At 71.8% G+C, this 17,157-nt stretch carries 12 protein-coding genes; 8 read left to right on the top strand and 4 right to left on the bottom strand.

The features are described 5' to 3' along the window. The first annotated feature begins 59 nt into the window (after window positions 1-59). Together ACIBO2_RS34660 and ACIBO2_RS34655 are read left to right on the top strand one after the other, a co-directional pair. On the top strand, window positions 60-1,118 hold the full coding sequence (locus ACIBO2_RS34660; protein ID WP_397302383.1) for a hypothetical protein: 1,059 nt from the start codon (window positions 60-62) through the stop codon (window positions 1,116-1,118). Further along, the gene (locus ACIBO2_RS34655; protein WP_397302381.1) at window positions 1,054-2,064 is read left to right on the top strand and encodes a zinc ribbon domain-containing protein; all 1,011 of its coding nucleotides are present in this window, start codon (window positions 1,054-1,056) and stop codon (window positions 2,062-2,064) included. The genes ACIBO2_RS34660 and ACIBO2_RS34655 overlap by 65 nt, the downstream gene beginning before the upstream one ends. Before the next feature lie 292 nt (window positions 2,065-2,356). On the opposite strand, the gene ACIBO2_RS34650 is transcribed toward ACIBO2_RS34655, so the two are convergent. Continuing rightward, entirely contained in the window at window positions 2,357-3,997 is a 1,641-nt protein-coding gene (locus ACIBO2_RS34650; RefSeq protein ID WP_397302378.1) for a serine/threonine protein kinase, read from the bottom strand. 183 nt (window positions 3,998-4,180) lie between these two features. On the opposite strand from ACIBO2_RS34650, the gene ACIBO2_RS34645 reads away from it, so the two are divergent. From ACIBO2_RS34645 to ACIBO2_RS34625, 5 genes are all read left to right on the top strand, one after another. Further along, window positions 4,181-5,956, top strand: coding sequence for a PA14 domain-containing protein (locus ACIBO2_RS34645; protein ID WP_358551960.1), 1,776 nt, complete (start codon window positions 4,181-4,183; stop codon window positions 5,954-5,956). A gap of 218 nt (window positions 5,957-6,174) precedes the next feature. Beyond that, window positions 6,175-7,803, top strand: a complete 1,629-nt coding sequence (locus ACIBO2_RS34640; protein WP_397302375.1) for an AMP-binding protein — start codon at window positions 6,175-6,177, stop codon at window positions 7,801-7,803. Then, window positions 7,800-8,468 (top strand): nitroreductase family protein, encoded by a 669-nt coding sequence (locus tag ACIBO2_RS34635; RefSeq protein WP_358551956.1) that lies wholly within the window; start codon window positions 7,800-7,802, stop codon window positions 8,466-8,468. Before ACIBO2_RS34640 ends, ACIBO2_RS34635 begins: the two co-directional genes overlap by 4 nt. Before the next feature lie 122 nt (window positions 8,469-8,590). Then, a complete protein-coding gene (locus ACIBO2_RS34630) occupies window positions 8,591-9,076 on the top strand; it encodes a MarR family transcriptional regulator (RefSeq protein ID WP_358551954.1) in 486 nt (161 codons plus the stop codon). Window positions 9,077-9,180: 104 nt separating this feature from the next. Continuing rightward, a complete protein-coding gene (locus tag ACIBO2_RS34625; protein WP_397302370.1) occupies window positions 9,181-9,852 on the top strand; it encodes a DUF4142 domain-containing protein in 672 nt (223 codons plus the stop codon). Between the two features lie 96 nt (window positions 9,853-9,948). Here ACIBO2_RS34625 and ACIBO2_RS34620 read toward each other — a convergent pair whose 3' ends face one another. Beyond that, entirely contained in the window at window positions 9,949-10,485 is a 537-nt protein-coding gene (locus ACIBO2_RS34620) for an NUDIX hydrolase family protein (RefSeq protein ID WP_225296815.1), read from the bottom strand. A 495-nt stretch (window positions 10,486-10,980) separates the two neighbouring features. Here ACIBO2_RS34620 and ACIBO2_RS34615 point away from each other — a divergent pair, with 495 nt between their 5' ends. After that, complete coding sequence (locus ACIBO2_RS34615; RefSeq protein ID WP_397302367.1) at window positions 10,981-11,850, top strand: phenylalanine 4-monooxygenase; 870 nt, start codon at window positions 10,981-10,983, stop codon at window positions 11,848-11,850. Between the two features lie 19 nt (window positions 11,851-11,869). Here the strand turns inward: ACIBO2_RS34615 and ACIBO2_RS34610 are convergent, their stop codons facing one another. Further along, window positions 11,870-13,132, bottom strand: a complete 1,263-nt coding sequence (locus tag ACIBO2_RS34610) for a M1 family metallopeptidase (protein WP_358551948.1) — start codon at window positions 13,130-13,132, stop codon at window positions 11,870-11,872. Continuing rightward, window positions 13,129-16,998: a Pls/PosA family non-ribosomal peptide synthetase gene (locus ACIBO2_RS34605; protein WP_358551946.1), complete on the bottom strand. Its 3,870-nt coding sequence runs from the start codon at window positions 16,996-16,998 to the stop codon at window positions 13,129-13,131. The genes ACIBO2_RS34610 and ACIBO2_RS34605 overlap by 4 nt, the downstream gene beginning before the upstream one ends. Window positions 16,999-17,157: the final 159 nt, after the last annotated feature.

Genomic DNA, 17,157 nt, shown 5'->3' with positions numbered 1-17,157 from the left:
GCCCGTGCGGTACACGTGTCGATGCCGCCTGGTCACCCATCACCTGATGGGGGCGGTGGGTGAGTAGGCTCACCGCGACCGCTCCCTGCACCGCCCATGCCGCCGTGGTGGAGGCGAGCGGTGAGATCGTCGCGCAGGCGCTGCTGGTGCGGCGGGTGACCTGGTTGACCGCTCTGGCACGCGATGTGACCGCCCGTTTGGTGGTGGCCCGGTGGAATGCGGCTGATCTGGACGCTTTGGCCTCCGGGGTGAGGCTGGACGGGCGGGTGTTGCCGTCGAAGGGCTGGATGGCGCTGCACAGGCTCGGCTGGGGTGTGAGCCCGCCCTCGGGGGTGTACGTCGGTGATCGGGTGCTGCGGTGCGCACAGGAGCAGGCCGCCCGCCTGTTGCGGCTGGCGTTGCACCGGCGCCGTCTGGTGGCGGCGATCGTGGCGACGTGGCCGCAGGATACGGGTGCACGCACCGGCGCCGAGTGGGAGGCGTTGGGTGCGCTGCTGCCGGACGGGGTGACGGCGGCCGACATCCGCAACCGCACCCGGCAGGTTCGCGCGTATCGCGACGAGCATGGCGCGTTCCCGGCCGATCTGACCGAACTGGAGGAGCCGCCGAACGTTGCGGCGCAGGTCGTGCTGGCGGCGGCCGACCGGCAACTGCTCACCCTGGAGCGCCCCGGCGACGACGGCCGCAGCGCCCGGCTGCGGGTGCGGCTTCCGCTGGTGGAGTTTCCCGCCTCTTCCAGGGACTGGGCGTGGCATGTGCTGCCGGTCGCGCTGCCGCCGACGGTGCCGGCGGAGGCGGCGTTGTGCGCCCCTACCGTGCGGGTGGTCAAGGGGCGGGTGCGCGTCGACCTGCCGTTCCAGATCGCGGTCGGTTTCGCGCCGGCTACCGGTCATCGGGTCGGGTGCGGCTTGGACTGGGGGCTCAACGGGTTGCTGGTCGGCGTGGCGGGGCGTCTGGCCGATGTGGCCGATGGTCGGGTGATCAGTGATGGGCGGCCGCTGGTCTACGACGCGAGCGGCGTGTCGGCCAAACTGCACCGGCTGCGCGGCGAGCGTGAACACCTGGCCGCCAAGCACCGGCACCTGTCAAAGGCTGCTGGCCGGGATCACGCCTGCTGATCCCCGCTACCTCGCGTTGCGTACGGCCTGCCAGAGGCTCGGGGTCGAGCATGAGCGGTTGTGCGCCCGTATCCGGCATCTGAACAAGGCATTGACCTGGTCGGCGGCGCGGTGGGCGGTCGATCAGGCCGCCGCCGCGGGGGCGACGGTCATCTATCTGGAGGACCTGGCCACCCTGGAGGCGCGCGGACGCCGGGCCAGGGCGAACGCGCGCCTGTCGGGGCAGGTGCGCGGCCGGATCGTGCAGGCGATCCGGCACCTGGCGGCCAAGGACGCCATCGCGGTGGTCACCGTCGCGGCGCGTGGCACTTCCCGGTACTGCCCCCGGTGCGGGGATGGCACGTCGGTGCTCCAGCATTGCCCGGCCCCGGACCGGCTCACCGACAAGGGCTGGAGGTGGGCTTACTGCCCGGCCTGCGGCCTGTCGTGTGATCGGGACTGGGCAGCGGCCGAGCGGATCGTCTCCCGCGGCCTGCTCGGCCAGCACGCCACCCGCACCCACCGTTCCACCGGGGCGCGCACCATCCACGCCATCGTGGAGGGCAACGTGGCCCGCGCCCGCCGCACTCGCAGGCCCACCCGGGCGGCCCGCCGCGCCCGCCGCACCCGAACCGATCTGCACCCCCGCCCGGCAGCACGCGACAGAGCCAAGAGGCGCCCCACCCCGAAACGGCCCACCCGCGCCCAGGCCAGCCCACGCAACAACCCGATGACCTCCAGCCGTGTGCCCGACCGGCGCACGATGCCCGCCCCACCGCCCACCGGCGGTGGACAGCGTCCGGCGGGCCATGTACCCAAGCCGGGACGGCACCAGCCGTACCGGACAGGGCATGCCAGGAATTCTCACCATCGGACCGGCTTCCACCACGCCAAAGCCACCCCCGTGCTCACGCTCATCGAGCACGGGAACAGCCCAGGCCAGGCCACGCCCGTCCGAGTTACCTGACTCCTTCAGGGAACCACAGAGAATTCAAGACGCTTCGCCGCTGAACTGGATGTGAGGGTTGAACGTGAGAGGGCTTCAGATCCGCCGGACGCTCGTCACCTGGCTCGAAGACTGCGCACCCGCGGTGACCGCCACTCTCCTGTCGCTGTCGATCGGCGTCCCGCCGGTGCTGTGGGGGGTGGACGCCGTCTTCGCCTGGACGCATCGGTTCGGACCGGGCGTGGGTGTGCTGGCGGCCATGGTCACCGCGGCCGCGGCCGGCGCCCGGTGGTTGAAGAGAGGGGGACCGCGCTCAGCCGGAGAAGTGCAGGATGACGTATTCGTACTCACCCGGCGACGCTCGTTTGAAGGTCCCGTCTCCGTCCAGGTCGATGAAGACGGTCAGATACAGATCCTTCTGCTGGGCGGCCAGGAGCGTCGAGGCGCCGTCCTTGAAGACCGTGGAGAACAGGACCGAGTCCTGGGAGGCGGAGCTGTGCCCGACCCGGTCGCCGATCAGGTAGTTGTGGCCGCGGTTGTTCAAGTACAGCGTCCCCGACCCGTGCTCGTAGTCGGCGATGCCGGTCCCCGGCTTGAAGCAGGGATGGTCGGCCACCTTGCCGCCGTCGTCCACGGAGAAGACCGAGTCGTCCATCCACGCGCAGACCTGGGCCGCCGTGTCCTTGGGGAGGGTGGGGAAGCGCAGTTCGAACGGCCGGCGCTTCATGGTGACGGTGGTGACGGGCCGGTCGAGGTCGCTGATGGCCATCGGGCCGGCCACGTTGTCCTGCCAGAATTCCAGCCCCAGGCGCGGTGAGCGGGCCACCTGCGCCGCGGGGCTGGGTGTGGGCGTGGCCGTGGTGCTGGCCGTCGCAGTCAGGGACGTCGCCGAAGGCGACGGGCTGGTAGGGGTCTGCGGTGTCCAGTCCCGGGTGATGGCGACGGCCGCGGTCACCGTGAGGGCGATCACCAGGGCCCCCGCGAGCACCGCACCGGCGATCACGCCGCCACGCGCACGGCCCGGCTGTGTCGGGGTGGGCGTGGCGGGCTGCGGCGTGACCGGCCAAGGACCCTGCCGGGGTGCCGGTGGTGTCCCCTGAGACGGGGATGTGCCGTGCGAAGCGGGAAACGGTGTCCCGTACGAAGGGGGACCCGGCTGCTTGTTCATGAGCCCCAGCAGCACCTGCCGGGCGGTCGGCCGCCACGACGGGTCCTTGTGCAGGCAGGCGGCGACGAAGCCGCGTAAGGTCCCGGTCAGCAGGCCCAGATCGGGCTCGGCGTTCAGGATGCGGTTGATCACGGCGGGCAGCGGTTCGTGCCCGAACGGCGGCCGGCCGTTGGCCGCGAACGCCATGGTGCATCCCCACGCGAACATGTCCAGCGGCGGACCGGCGGGGTGGCCGGACAGTTGCTCGGGCGACATGTACGCCGGGGTGCCCACGACCCCGCTGACCGTGGCGGCGGTGGCGTCGATCGGGCGCGCGATCCCGAAGTCGATGACCCGGGGACCGTCGGCGGCCAGGAGCACGTTGGCGGGCTTGAAGTCGCGGTGCACCACCCCCGCCGCGTGGATGGCGCCCAGCGCCGTGGCGGTCGCGATGGCCAGCCGGTCCAGATCCGCGCCGCCCAGCAGCCCGTTGTCGCGCACCGCGTCCTGCAGCGACGGGCCGTCGATGTACTCGCTGATGACGTACGGAGGGTCGGCGTCGGGATCGGCCCCCAGGACGCGGGCCGTGCAGAACGGCGCCACCCGCTGCAGGGCCGCCAGCTCCCGATGGAAATGCCGCCGGGCGTCGGGGTCGTGGCCGAAGGGGGCGTGCAGGAGCTTGACGGCCGCCTGCTGCCCGCTGGGGGACGTGCCCAGGAACACCGTGCCCTGCCCGCCCTGGCCGAGCCGTCCCCGCAGGACGTATCCGGCGACTTCCCGGGGATCGTTCGAGCGGAGAGGTCGCATCAGGCCCTCTCGTGCGTCTGCATAGAGCCGATTGTGCCGGATCACGGTGTTGTGTGCCCATGCCCCCTCGGCGCCACGAGATCGGGGAAGTGCCGCGCGCCACATCCACTCGGGAAGTCACTTCCGCGTAATCCGCATATGTCATGATCCACGGGATCTTGTGGACCTTGTGACAGGAGAAGGATGATCGCACTGGCACGTCGTACGCTGCACGCCGTTCTCGCGGGCGGCCTGGCCGCCGCGGCGGTCTGGACGGCGGGCGCACCGGCGGAGGCGGCAGTGGCCGCCACCGTCTCGGTGGACTTCACCCAACCGATCCGGCCGATCGCCCCCACCGACTTCGGCATCGGGATCACCGGGTACGGCGAAGGTTCGTACATCACCAACGACACCAAGCACCGCGACCGGCTGCGCGCTCTCGGGGTCGGTCGGATGCGGATCGAGCTGCACTACCAGGAGCCCGGCAACCATGACAGCCCGATCGTCTGCGGGGGCTACAAATGCGCCACGGAGGTCTCGGGGGACGCCTGGATCACCGCCATCCGCGACCTCGGCGCCGAACCGGTGGTCATCCTCCAGGTGGACGGGCGGCAGAGCGCGGAGGTGAACCGCGGCGACGCGGTGGCCCTCTACAAGCACTTCGCGGCGACCGGTGAGCCGGTCCAGCGGTTCATCCTCGGCAACGAGCTCAACTGCGCGTGCACGCCCGACAAGCCGGAGATGACGGCGGCGGAGTACAGCAGACGCTTCAACCTGATCACCGACGCCCTGCGGGCCGAGAACCCCGCGGTCAAGGTGGGCGGCCCGGCTACGGCCTGGGACGACCGCACCTACATCAAGACGTTCCTCGAAGGCTCCGGCAGCCGCGTCGACTTCGTCGACTACCACGACTACGGCTCCGGCGACGATCAGATCACCGACGAGCAGCTCCTCGGCAGCGTGATCCGCACGTACGAGACCGACATCAAGGAGGTGAGCGCGCTCGCGGAGTCCATACTGGGCCGGAAGATCGACATTCAGATCGGCGAGTTCAACTCCGACCACAAGGACGACGACGGCCACCGCACGCTCACCCACTTCAACACGGTGTGGGGCGCGGCGGCCCTCGGGCAGATCCTGCACGCGGGCGCCAGCGCCTACCAGTACGGCGACAAGAACGGGCAGCTCGGCCTGACCAGCGAGAAGGGGGAGGGCAACATTCCGCGCAACGAGCCCCTGCCCATCTACCACGGCATCGGCATGTACACCGGTGAGGGACTGTTCCGGCCCTTCGGCAAGACCATCGTCCAGGCGAGCGCGAACAACGACAAGCTGCACGTCTTCGCCTCGGACCAGAGCAAGAACGTGGTCCTGGTCAACGTCGGCACCGACCCGATCGACGCCGCTCTCGCGCTGACCGGACTGACGGCGGGGACGGCCGCGATCTGGCAGAGCACATCGGACGCCTGGACCCCGCACCGGACCGGAACCGCCACCATCGCCGGGGGCAAGGCCACGGTGACGCTCCCGGCGGGCTCGGTGACGACGCTGGTGATCGACCAGCAGGGGCTGTCGGCGACGTACTTCGACAACGCCGACCTCACCGGCGCCACAGTCACCAGGATCGACCCCACCGTGAACTTCGACTGGGGCTCGGCCGCGCCGGCCCCCGCCATCGGCGCCGACACCTTCAGCGTGCGCTGGACGGGGAAGGTCGTGGCCGACAAGGCTGAGACGTACACCTTCATCACCACCAGCGACGACGGCGTACGGCTGTGGGTGGACGGCAAGCCGCTCATCGACAACTGGACCGACCACTCCAAACGCGACGACACCGGCCAGATCGCCCTGACGGCGGGTGCGCACGACATCAAGATGGAGTTCTACGACAGCGGCTACGACGCCATCGCCGAACTGCGATGTGAGAGCCCCACCCTGCCCCGCCAGGTCATCCCGACGGAGAAACTGCTCGCCGGATAGGCAGCCCCGCGCCCACCCCAGCCCAGGGGTGGGCCCGAACCGGCTGGTGCCAGGCTGTCTTCTTCCTCCCCCGGAGGGGGTATCCCTCCCAAGGACCCCAGCCACCATGGACCGTCACACAGACCGAGACGGTCGTGTGACGAACCATCCGGAGGTCACCGCACTTGACGCCCCGATCCGGGGGTAGGGCTTTCTTGCCCCGGAGGAGAGGTGCCCGGATGATCACCAGCTTGACCCGGCTCTGCGGCCTCGGTGTCGAGGCCGCGGAGACGTTCGCCCGCAACGGCCTGCTGCGCCCCGTGCCGCCCGCGAACCTGGCGCGCATGATCGAGGCGTTCCGGCACTTCCACGTCACCCCGGCCACGGGCGTGGCCATGGCCGCCGCGCGCTGGCCGGATCGCCCCGCCATCCACGACGAGGACGGCTCACTGACGTGCGCCGAGCTGGACGCGCGGGTGGCGGCGCTGGCCTCGGCCCTGTACGGCCGGTTCGGCGTCCAGCCGGGTCAGACCGTGGCGATCATGTGGCCCAACCACCGCGGCTTCGTCGAGGCGCTGGCGGCCGTGTCGCGGCTGGGCGCGGACCTGCTGCTGCTCAACACCGGCCTGGCCGGCCCGCGCCTGCGTGAGGTGCTGGAACGCGAGGACGTACGCACCCTGATCGCCGCGCCGGAGCTGCCGGCGGTGGACTTCGCCGGGACCCGAGTCAGCGACCTGAACGAGCTGATCGCGACCGCCGCCGGGCCCGAGCCTCCGGCGCCGCGCCGGCCGGGACGGCTGGTGCTGCTCACGTCCGGGACGACCGGCGTGCCCAAGGGCGCGCCGCGCCGGCTGTCGCTGAGCGCGCTGGCCGAGCCGTTCACCTCGATGCTGGCCACCGTGCCACTGCGCAGTGGCGAGCCGATCCTCATCGCGCCGCCGCTGTTCCACGGTCTCGGCCTGCTCTGGTACGGCGTGGCGCTGGTGCTCGGCTGCCCGGTCGTGCTGACGCGGCGTTTCGATCCCGAGACGGTCCAGCGCGTCCTCAGGCGCCATCGGGCCACGGCGATGGTGGCCGTGCCCGTCATGCTGAAACGGCTGCTCGCGCGCGGAGACGTCCCGTCGCTGCCGGATCTGCGCGTGGTGGTCTCCGGCGGGTCGGCGCTGCCGCCGGACCTGGCCACCGCGTTCATGGACGCCTACGGTGACGTGCTCTACAACCTCTACGGCTCCACCGAGGTCGGCTGGGTCACGCTGGCCACCCCCGCCGACCTGCGTGCCGCCCCGGACACCATCGGGCGCCCGGTGCGCGGGACCACGGTCCTGATCGCCGGCCCGGACGGCCGCGAGCTGCCCCCGTACGAGGTGGGCCGCGTGCTCGTGGGTGGCGGCCTGACCTTCAGCGGCTACTCAGGCGGCGCCGGCAGCGCCACCGGCACTGGCGGTGGCGGTGCCACCGGGGCCGGCGAGGCCGGTAGGGAGGCCGGTGGCCTGCTGAGCACCGGTGACCTCGGGCACCGGGAGGGGCGGGGGCTGCTGTTCATCGACGGCCGCGAGGACGACATGATCGTCTCGGGTGGCGAGAACGTCTTCCCGCAGGAGGTGGAGAATCTCCTGGGCCGCCAGCCGGGCGTCGCCGACGTGGCCGTCCTGGGCGTACCGGACGAGGAGTACGGCCAGCGCCTGGCCGCCTACGTGGTCCGGGCACCCGGCGCGAAGCTGTCGGCCGACGAGCTCAAGCAGGCGGTCAAGTACGAGCTGGCCGGGTTCAAGGTGCCGCGCGACATCGAGTTCGTGACCACCCTGCCCCGCAACCAGACGGGGAAGGTGGATCGGCGGAAACTGGCCGGTGGCACGATGAGCTCATGACGATCCCATCGCTCGGTCTCGACGAACTGCTCACCACAACACGAAGCGTGCGAAAGCGTCTCGACCTCGACCGCTCCGTCCCCATCGAACTGGTGCGGGAGTGCCTGGAGATCGCGCTGCAGGCGCCCAGCGGCGGCAACCGCCAGGGCTGGCACTGGATCGTGGTCACCGATCCCGAGCTGCGCGGGCGCATCGGGGACTACTACGCGCGCTCGGCGCAGGCGTACTTCGCCTCCGGGAGCGTGACCGCGAGCATGTCCCAGGACGACCCGGCCCGCGCCGAGGTCCAGCAGCGCGTCGCGGCGAGCGCCGTCCACCTCGCCGAGCACATGGGCGAGGTGCCGGTGCTGGTGATCCCGTGCATCCAGGCGTCCCGGCTCCCCGAGGGGAACCAGGCCGGGCTGTGGGGGTCGCTGCTGCCGGCGGCCTGGAGCTACATGCTCGCCGCGCGGGCGCGCGGCCTGGGCACGGCGTGGACCACCCTGCACCTGGCTTATGAGCGGGAGGTGGCCGAGCTGCTCGGCCTGCCCGACGACATCCGGCAGGGCGCGCTCATCCCCACCGCGTACTACACCGGGGACAGCTTCAAGCCCGCCTCGCGCCTGCCGCTCGACGACGTACTCCATCTGGATCGCTGGAGCGGGCCGGGCACCCAGACCGGCTGACGCGAACCGATCTGACGCCCTCAGAAAGGGCGTGTACAACAGTGCTTATGTCAGAGGAGCCATTGCGAGAGGGGCCATTGCAAGAAGGGCCATTGCAAGAGGGGCCATTGCGAGAGGGGAATGTGGATCAGGAGAGCCGGGAGGACCTGTCCGCCGTCGTCGCGGCGGTCCTCACCGGCTCGCGCCTGCTCGTCGCCATCGCCGTCCGCTCGCTCGGCGCGGTCGGGGACAAGGTCACGCTGCCGCAGTTCCGCATGCTCGTGGTGCTGGCCGGGCACGGGGCGACCAAGCTCGTCGCCATGGCCGAGCTGCTCAACGTCAACCCCTCCACGGCCATGCGGATGGCCGATCGCCTCGTCGCCGCCCGGCTGATCGTGCGCGAGGCCAACCCGCGCGACCGCAGGGAGAGCCTGATGCGCCTGACCCCCGAGGGACTGCAGATCGTGGACCAGGTAACCGCCCGGCGCGGTGCGGAGATCGCCGCGATCGTCTCGCGCATGCCGGCCGAGCGGCGCCGGGCGCTGGTCGCGGCGATGACGGCCTTCAACGAGGCGGGCGGTGAGCCGCCGGAGAGCGCCCTGCATCCGCTCGGCTGGCCGGACGTCTGAGAGAAAATCTTTGCTCAGGGCAAAAATTGCATCCTGCTATGAACGGCACCGCCCACGCCTGCGTACCTCCTTCTGAACAGTCCAGACCCAAAGGGGGTGACGGCGTGCGACTGCGACACCGCCGTCCCGTTCTCGTCATCAGTGGCGCCGCCATGATCCTGGCTCTCGGCGCGTGCGCCGGTCTGCCCGGCGCCCAGATTCCCAGCGCGACGGTCGTGCCGACCGGCGCGAGCGCGCCGCCCGTCGGGAGCGCGCCGCCCGCCGCGGCCGCGACGGTGAAGGACGACAGTACGTGGGCGACCAAGTGGGGCCCGTTGTCGGCGGCCGACCGGGAGCTGATCACCAAGGTCCGGCTCGCCACCCTGTGGGAGATGACCATGGCGCAGCAGGCCCAGACGCGGGCCAGCAGCGCGCGGGTCCGGCAGGTCAGCAAGGAGATCGCCGCCCAGCACAGTGTTCTCGACGAGCAGGTCCTCGCTCTCGCGGCCAAGCTCAAGGTGCAGCTGCCGATCAAGCCGACCGACCTGCAAAAGGAATGGATGGATGACATCTCCAGCCGGTCCGGCAAGGCCTACGACTCGACGTACGTGAAGTGGCTGCGCCTCGCGCACGGCCAGATCTTCGGCCTGATCGGCGCCGTGCGCGGCAGCACGCAGAACACCCTGGTCCGGCCCTTCTCCGAGAAGGCCAACGCGGCGGTGCTGAACCATCAGCGGCTGCTGGAGAGCACCGGCCTGACCAACCCCGACGCCTTCCCGTCCCCGCCGGCCTCCTGAGCCCCCGGTCAGGGCAGGCGCCCGACCTGGGTGGGCGCCTGCCCCGGCCGGGTCACAGCAGGCGGCCGACCCTGGCGAGCGCCTGCCCCGACCGGGTTACGGCAGGCGGCCGACCTGGGCGAGCGCCTGCTTCAGCAGCACCCCCTGGCCGCCTGTCATCTCCTGCTGGACCAGCGGGGACGCGGCCTCCTCCGGCGTGAACCAGACGAAGTCCAGCGCGTCCTGGCGGGGCCGGCAGTCACCGGCGACCGGGACGATGTAGGCGAGCGACACGGCGTGCTGGCGCGGGTCGTGGTAGGGCGTGACACCCGGCGTCGGGAAGTATTCGGCGATAGTGAACGGCTGCGGCGACGCCGGGACCTGGGGCAGCGCCGTGTGCCCGAGGTCCTTCTCCAGATGCCGCAGGAGCGCGTCGCGGACCCGCTCGTGGTGCAGCACGCGTCCCGAGACCAGCGCCCGGCTGACCGTCCCGTCCGAGGCGATGCGCAGCAGCAGGCCGACGCGGGTCACCACGCCGGTTTCGTCGACTCGCACGGGCACGGCGTCGATATAGAGGATCGGCATCCGCCCCCGAACCGACTCCAGTTCCTCCGGAGCGAGCCAGCCGGGCACAGTTTCGGTCTTTTCGGTCATCTGCCGATCGTACGTCCCAGCGTCCCATGATCCACGCGGACCCGCCAAGCTTCGGTAAAGCGTCTTCGGTTCCCTGTGTTACCTAAGTAAAACGGACATCGGCGTAGTCTCGTCGCACCCGACCGTGGCCGGGAAGTGATCTGGTGGAAGCCGAAGCCGCGTCCGTCCGGCAAGCCGGGCAGACCGTGGGTGAGAACCGCGTTGTCAGGGCCTGACTGCGCACTGCTGGAGGAAGTGCACCTCTTGGGCCACCGCCCCGCCGGACGCTGTCCCGTTGATGCGGACACCAACAGGGGCGGGGACCGAGCGCCAGTCAGGCACCCGGCTGTGACAGAAAATTACCCCACGATTACCACCCGTTGCGACTGATCGAGTCAGAGAAATCCAACAATAGTTCTCACGGTAACCACCGGCTCGCATGGCGAATGCCGACGACAGTTCATGCCCTGTGGCCCGAGGCGTCAGGCGCGCGGCCGTTCGGTAAGGAATCAGTTCATGAGCGATGTGTGGCGCCGGACCCCGATCAGCGCCGACGGCGTGATCGGCGCCGCCGCCGAGCACCCGGGGCGGTGCGATTCGCGCTACCTCGCCCGGCGCCGCGCGTTGGCCGAACTGGCCCGCGGCCACCGGGTGGGGGACCCGTCGCCGCCGGTGGACTACACCGACAGCGAGCACGCCACCTGGCGCCGGGTCCATCGCGCGCTCGAAGGCGCGCATCTGGCCCACGCGTGCCGGGCCGCGCTGGAGGCGCGGGAGGAGATCCGTGTCCCCGCCGATCGCATCCCGCCGCACGCGGTGGTCGGCGCCCGGCTGCGGCGGTTGACGGGGTTCGACTTCACGCTGGCCGGGGGAGTGGTGGAGAACAAGCGCTTCCTCGGGTCGATGGCCCGGGGCTACTTCCACGCCGTGCAGTTCGTCCGTCACCCGGCGGTGCCGCTGTACTCGCCGGAGCCGGACATCATCCACGACGTGTTCGGCCACGGCATCCATCTGGCCGCGCCGGAGTTCGCCGCGATCTACCGGCTGATCGGCAACGCCGCGACGCGGGTGGAGACGGAGAAAGCTCTCCAGATCATCAGTGATCTGTACTGGTTCACCCTGGAATATGGGGTTCTGGAGGAGGGCGGGAGTCCGAAGGCGTACGGGGCGGCGCTGCTGTCGTCGTACGGCGAGATCGAGCGGATCGGCCGCAGCCGGATCCGCGACCTGAACCCGCTCGACGTGCTGGCCACCCCCTACGAGATCTCCGGATACCAGCCCGTGCTGTTCCGCGCCCGCTCCCTGCCGCACGTCGCCGACACCCTCGCGGCCTTCCTCGACACCTTCGACGACGACGCGGCGGCGCGATTGCGGCCACAGGACTGAGAAGATCCGTCCGCCGACATCACGGCAGTTGTTTGTCGTACAGCCACGACGACAACAGCGGCCCGACGGGCAGGGCGGTGTGCCGCCGCATGTGCGCGATGAAAGCCTCGGTGGAGACGTTGCCGTGCCGGTGAGCGGTGGTCCAGTCCCGCAGGTGCCAGAAGAACGCCCGGTCGCCCAGCGTCCGCCGCAGCGCGTGCAGGGTGAGGGCCCCGCGCTTGTAGACGCGGTCGTCGAACATCACCGCCGGCCCCGGGTCGGCCAGCACGAAGTCCTGGGGGAGCACCTCCAGGCGGCGGCGCCAGCGGGCGGCCAGCTCGTCGGCCGTCTGCCCGCCGGACGCCTCCGACCACAGCCACTCGGCGTAGGTGGCGAAGCCCTCCTGCAGCCAGATGTCGTTCCAGGCGGCCACGGTCAGGCTGTTGCCGAACCACTGGTGCGCCAGTTCGTGCGCGACCAGCCGCTCGTGCCCGCGCCGGCCGTCGACGTGGTTGCGCCCAAAGATCGCCATGCCCTGAGCCTCGACCGGGATATCGAGGTCGTCGTCGGCCACCACGACGGTGCAGGTGGCGAACGGGTAGGGGCCGAACCGGTCGGTGAACAGCGCCATCATCTGGTCCTGGCGGCCGAAGTCGTGGCGGGCGCGCGTACCGAGCCGGGAAGGGTGGGCCAGGCGGGTGCGGCCCACGTCCGTGAACTGGTAACGCCCGACCTGCACGCTGGCCAGGTAGCTCGCCATGGGCTCGGCCTGCTCGTACACCCAGGTCGTGGTGCCGGCCGACCGGGACTTGCCGGCGAGCACGCCGTTGGCGACCACCTGGTACGGCGAGGCGGTGGTGACTGTGATCCGGTAGGACGCCTTGTCGTCGGGCCGATCGTTGCACGGGAACCAGGAGGGCGCGCCGATCGGCTGACCGGCCACCAGCGCGCCGTCGCTCAGCTCCTCCCAGCCCAGGCCGCCCCACGGGCTCCGTACCGGCCGGGGGCTGCCCGTGTAGCGAACCTCCACCGTGGCGGTGTCCCCGGCGAGCAGTGTCGCGGGCAAGCCGACGCGCAGCTTGCCGTCGCGGTGCGTGTAGCGGGCGCTGACGCCGCCGACGGTGACGCCGACCACGCGGAACTGGCCGAAGTCCAGGTCCAGGCCGTCTAGCGGCTCGCGCGCGAGCACCGACAGCCGGGCCGTGCCGTCCAGCCAGTTGGTCGACACGCGGTACTTCAGCGCCAGTTCGTAGTGCGCGACCCCGTACCTGAGGTCGCCGTGCGAGGGAAAGTACGACGTCATCGCCAGGCCGCGATGGGATTGCCGAACCATCGGGAGCCGTCGGGGACGCCCTCTCCGCGCATGACGAGCGAGGCGGGGCCGATCGTGGCGTCGGCGCCGACCCGCGCGGCGGGCAGGATCACGCCGTGCGGGCCTAGTGTCGCGCCCCCGTCCAGCGTGACGGTGTCCATGCTCATGACCCGGTCGTGGAACAGGTGCGTCTGCAGCACGCAGCCCCGGTTGACGCTGGCGCCGTCGCCGACGCTCACCAGGTCCGCCTCGGGCAGCCAGTAGGTGTGAAGGGTGACCCCATGCCCGATGCTTGCCCCGAGTGAGCGCAGCCACACGTTCAGGGGCGCTGTTCCCAGCCACGGTTCGGCGAACCAGGGCGCCGCCAGCACCTCCACGAAGTTGTCCGCCAGCTCGTTGCGCCAGACGAACGAGCTCCACAGCGGCCGGTTGCTCGCGGCGATCCTGCCCACCAGCGCCCATTTCGCGACGGTCGCCGCGGCCGCCGCGACCACTCCGGCCGCGAGGAACAGCACGCCGCCGAGCAGCGCGGTCACCACGAAGCCGTACGACGCCGCGAGCCACTCCACCGCCCCGGCGGTCAGCACGGCCAGTGCCACCGTGCCCATCGCGGGCACCACGCGGCAGAGCTCGACCAGCGCGCGGGCCACCTTCAGCCGCGCGGGCGGGTCGTAGGTGCGGCTCCGGTCGCCCTCCTCGGTGGTCCGGCGCAGCTCGACGGGCGGCATGCCCAGGTACGACGAGCCGGACTTGGCCTTCTTCGGCGTCGCGGACAGCACGCCCACCAGGCCGTCCTTGGGCACCTTGCGGCCCGGCGCGGTCATCCCCGAGTTGCCGAGGAAGGCCCGCTTGCCGATGCGCGCCGTCGCGATGTGCATCCAGCCGCCGTCGAGCTCGTACGGGGCCACCATCGTGTCGTCGGCCAGGAAGGCGCCGTCGCCGACGGAGGTCATGGTGGGCAGCGCGAGCACGGTCGACAGCTCCACGCCCCGGCCCACCTTCATGCCGAGCGCGCGCAGCCAGGCCGGCGTCAGCACGCTCGCGTACAGCGGGAACAGCCAGACCCGGGCCGCCGACATCAGCCGGCCCGTCGCCCACGCCTGCCACGCCTGGCGGCTGTGCACCGGATGGTGGCCGGGGCGCAGGCGGATGCCGAGCAGCCGCACGCTCACCAGCGTGACCAGGGCGAACACCGCCATTCCGACGACCGTCGCGAGCGGCACGCCGATCAGCGCGCCGGTGAGCGCCGCGCCGAGGGTGCGCGCGTCCCCGGCGTAGCGGGCCAGGACCGCCAGGCCGGACACGATGGCGACCGCGGGGAGCAGGCTGAGCACGACGGCCGACAGGCCGTACACCAGCACCCAGCGCCGGGAGCGGACGGCCCGGTCGGACGGCCGGGACCGGCGCGACTTGCCCTGCCGGGTGGCCGGGGCCCCGGCCCAGCGCTGCCCGGCCGGTACGGTGCCCGCGACCGCCGAGCCCGGGGCGATCTGGGCGTTCTTTCCGATCTTGGTGCCGGGCAGCAGGGTCGACCGGGAGCCGATCGTGGCGCCCGCGCCGATCCGGATCTCGCCGACGCGCACGATGTCGCCGTCGTACCAGTAGCCGCTGAGATCGACCTCCGGCTCGACCGAGGCGCCGCTGCCCAGCCGGAGCAGACCGGTCACCGGGGGAGCGGAGTGCAGGTCGGCGTCGGGGCCCACCTTGGCGCCGAGCATCCGGGCGTACAGGCCCATCCACGGCGCGCTGGCCAGGTCGGGGACGCCGAGCCTGGCGGCCAGCTGTTCGGCGAACCACAGGCGCAGGTGCACGCCGCCGCCGCGCGGATGGCGGCCGGGCCGTACGCGGCGCAGCAGCAGCCGGGCCGAGCCCGCGGCCAGGCCCATCCGTCCCGGCGGGGTGACGAACACCAGCCAGCCCAGCGCCACCCACCACCACGAAAGGGCAGGCGCCCAAGGCGGCGCGAGCAGGTTGCCGAGCGTCGCCAGCAGCACGATCCAGCGCATGGCGCCCGCCGTGAGCAGCGGCACCATCAGCGCGGCCTGCGCCACCGAGGCCCGCACGGGCATCGGCGTCACCGCCCGGCGGGCCGACTTGGCCGGGCCGCGCGTGGCCAGCAGCTCCGCCAGCCCGGCCAGCGTCGGGTGCGCGTAGACGTCGCCCACGGCCACGTCCGGGTAGTCGGCCCGCAGGACCGACACGAGCCGGGCCGCGGCCAGGCTCGTGCCGCCGTCGGTGAAGAAGTCGGCCTCCGGCCCGTCCGGCGCGACGCCGAGGACATCGCTCCATCGCTGGGCCAGCCAGCTCTCGACCGGGCTCAGCTGGCCGGGTGCGGTGGCCGAGGTGCCCGGGTCGGTCAGCGGCCAGGGCAGCGCGTCACGGTCGATCTTGCCCGAGGTACGCGTCGGGAGCGCCTCGACCATCGCCAGCCGGGGGACCAGCGCGGCGGGCAGTGATTCGGCCAGCAGCTCGCGGGCCTCCGCGAGGTCGAACCCCTCGCCCGCCACGAGGTAGCCGACGAGCAGCTGGTGGCCGCCACCGGCGGTCCGCACCGCGGCGGCCGCGCCCGTGACGCCCGGCAGCGCCTGCAGCGCGGCGTCCACCTCACCCAGCTCGATCCGCCGGCCGCCCAGCTTCACCTGGTCATCGGCCCGGCCGAGGAAGTAGAGCCCTTCCGGCTCGGCGCGGACGAGGTCGCCGCTGCGGTAGGCGCGTTCCCAGCCGAGTGAGGGCAGCGGCGTGTACTTCTCGGCGTCCTTGGCCGTGTCCAGGTAGCGGGCCAGGCCCACGCCGCCGATGATCAGCTCTCCGGTCTCGCCCATGGCCACCGGGTCGCCCGACTCGCCGACCACGGCCAGATCCCAGCCGTCGAGGGGCAGCCCGATGCGTACGGGCTCGGCGCCGGTGAGCCGCGCCGCGCACGCGACGACCGTCGCCTCGGTGGGGCCGTAGGTGTTCCAGACCTCTCGTTCCGGTACGGCCAGCCGCTCCACCAGCTCGGGCGGGCACGCCTCGCCCCCGAAGATCAGCAGCCGGATGCCATCGAGCGACTCGACCGGCCAGAGCGCGGCCAGGGTCGGCACCGTCGAGACAGCCGTGATGCCCTGCGCGGCCAGCCAGGGTCCCAGGTCCATGCCGGTACGCACCAGCGACCGGGGGGCGGGCACCAGGCAGGCGCCGCGCCGCCAGGCCAGCCACATCTCCTCGCAGGAGGCGTCGAAGGCGACCGACAGGCCCGCGAGCACCCGGTCGCCGGGGCCCAGCGGGCGCTCCTGAAGGAACAGGCCGGCCTCGGCGTCGACGAACGCGGCGGCGGAGCGGTGCGTCACGGCGACGCCCTTGGGCTTGCCGGTGGAGCCGGAGGTGAAGATGATCCAGGCGTCGTCGTCCGGCTGGGGCGCTCGCGGAGCGTGATCGTCGCGGGGGGCCGGCGACTCGGGCGACATGGTCCGTACGACCAGTCTGCCGGTCAGCTCGTCCGCCGGGTCGTCCGCCGGCTCGTCGGCCGGCTCGTCGCTCGCTCTGCCGGTCACGATCGCGGAGACGGCGGCCTCGGTGAAGACCAGCTCGGCGCGCTCCTCGGGGTCGTCGGCGTCGACGGGCACGTACGCGGCGCCGGCCGCGAGCACGGCGAGGATCGTGACGTACAGCTCGACGGTGCCGGACGGCACGCGTACGCCCACCCGGTCGCCGCGGCGGACCCCGGAGGCCGTGAGCTCGTCCGCCACCCGCGCCACCTCGGCGCGGAGCCGCCGGTAGTCGAATCGGGTGGTGCCGTCGTCGAGCGCGGGCTCGTCCGGGTGGAGGCGCGCGGTCTCGTCGAGGATGTCGAGCAGGGTACGGGGCGCCGAGGCCAATGGGCCCGCCGGATAAACGGCCCGTGAAGCAATTCTTAACGGCTCGAAACAGTCAATGTCTTCGATATGATCGACGTGTAGGAGATCGGCTGCGTATGGGCGCAAATACTGCTCCTCAAGTCAGGCGGAGCCGACCCTGCCGCATTCTGCCGCCCTTTG

Origin of the sequence: Nonomuraea sp. NPDC050022 (assembly GCF_044460705.1) — a bacterium.
Lineage (GTDB): Bacteria > Actinomycetota > Actinomycetes > Streptosporangiales > Streptosporangiaceae > Nonomuraea.
The sequence above is the reverse complement of the archived record's forward strand: the minus strand, read 5'-3'. Positions and strand labels throughout refer to the sequence as shown.

Bases quoted from the DNA above. Each gene is read 5' to 3' on its own strand.
- ACIBO2_RS34650 (WP_397302378.1), bottom strand. From the start codon at position 3,997: ATGCGACCTCTCCGCTCGAACGATCCCCGGGAAGTCGCCGGATACGTC.
- ACIBO2_RS34645 (WP_358551960.1), top strand. From the start codon at position 4,181: ATGATCGCACTGGCACGTCGTACGCTGCACGCCGTTCTCGCGGGCGGC.
- ACIBO2_RS34640 (WP_397302375.1), top strand. From the start codon at position 6,175: ATGATCACCAGCTTGACCCGGCTCTGCGGCCTCGGTGTCGAGGCCGCG.
- ACIBO2_RS34635 (WP_358551956.1), top strand. From the start codon at position 7,800: ATGACGATCCCATCGCTCGGTCTCGACGAACTGCTCACCACAACACGA.
- ACIBO2_RS34620 (WP_225296815.1), bottom strand. From the start codon at position 10,485: ATGACCGAAAAGACCGAAACTGTGCCCGGCTGGCTCGCTCCGGAGGAA.
- ACIBO2_RS34615 (WP_397302367.1), top strand. From the start codon at position 10,981: ATGAGCGATGTGTGGCGCCGGACCCCGATCAGCGCCGACGGCGTGATC.
- ACIBO2_RS34610 (WP_358551948.1), bottom strand. From the start codon at position 13,132: ATGACGTCGTACTTTCCCTCGCACGGCGACCTCAGGTACGGGGTCGCG.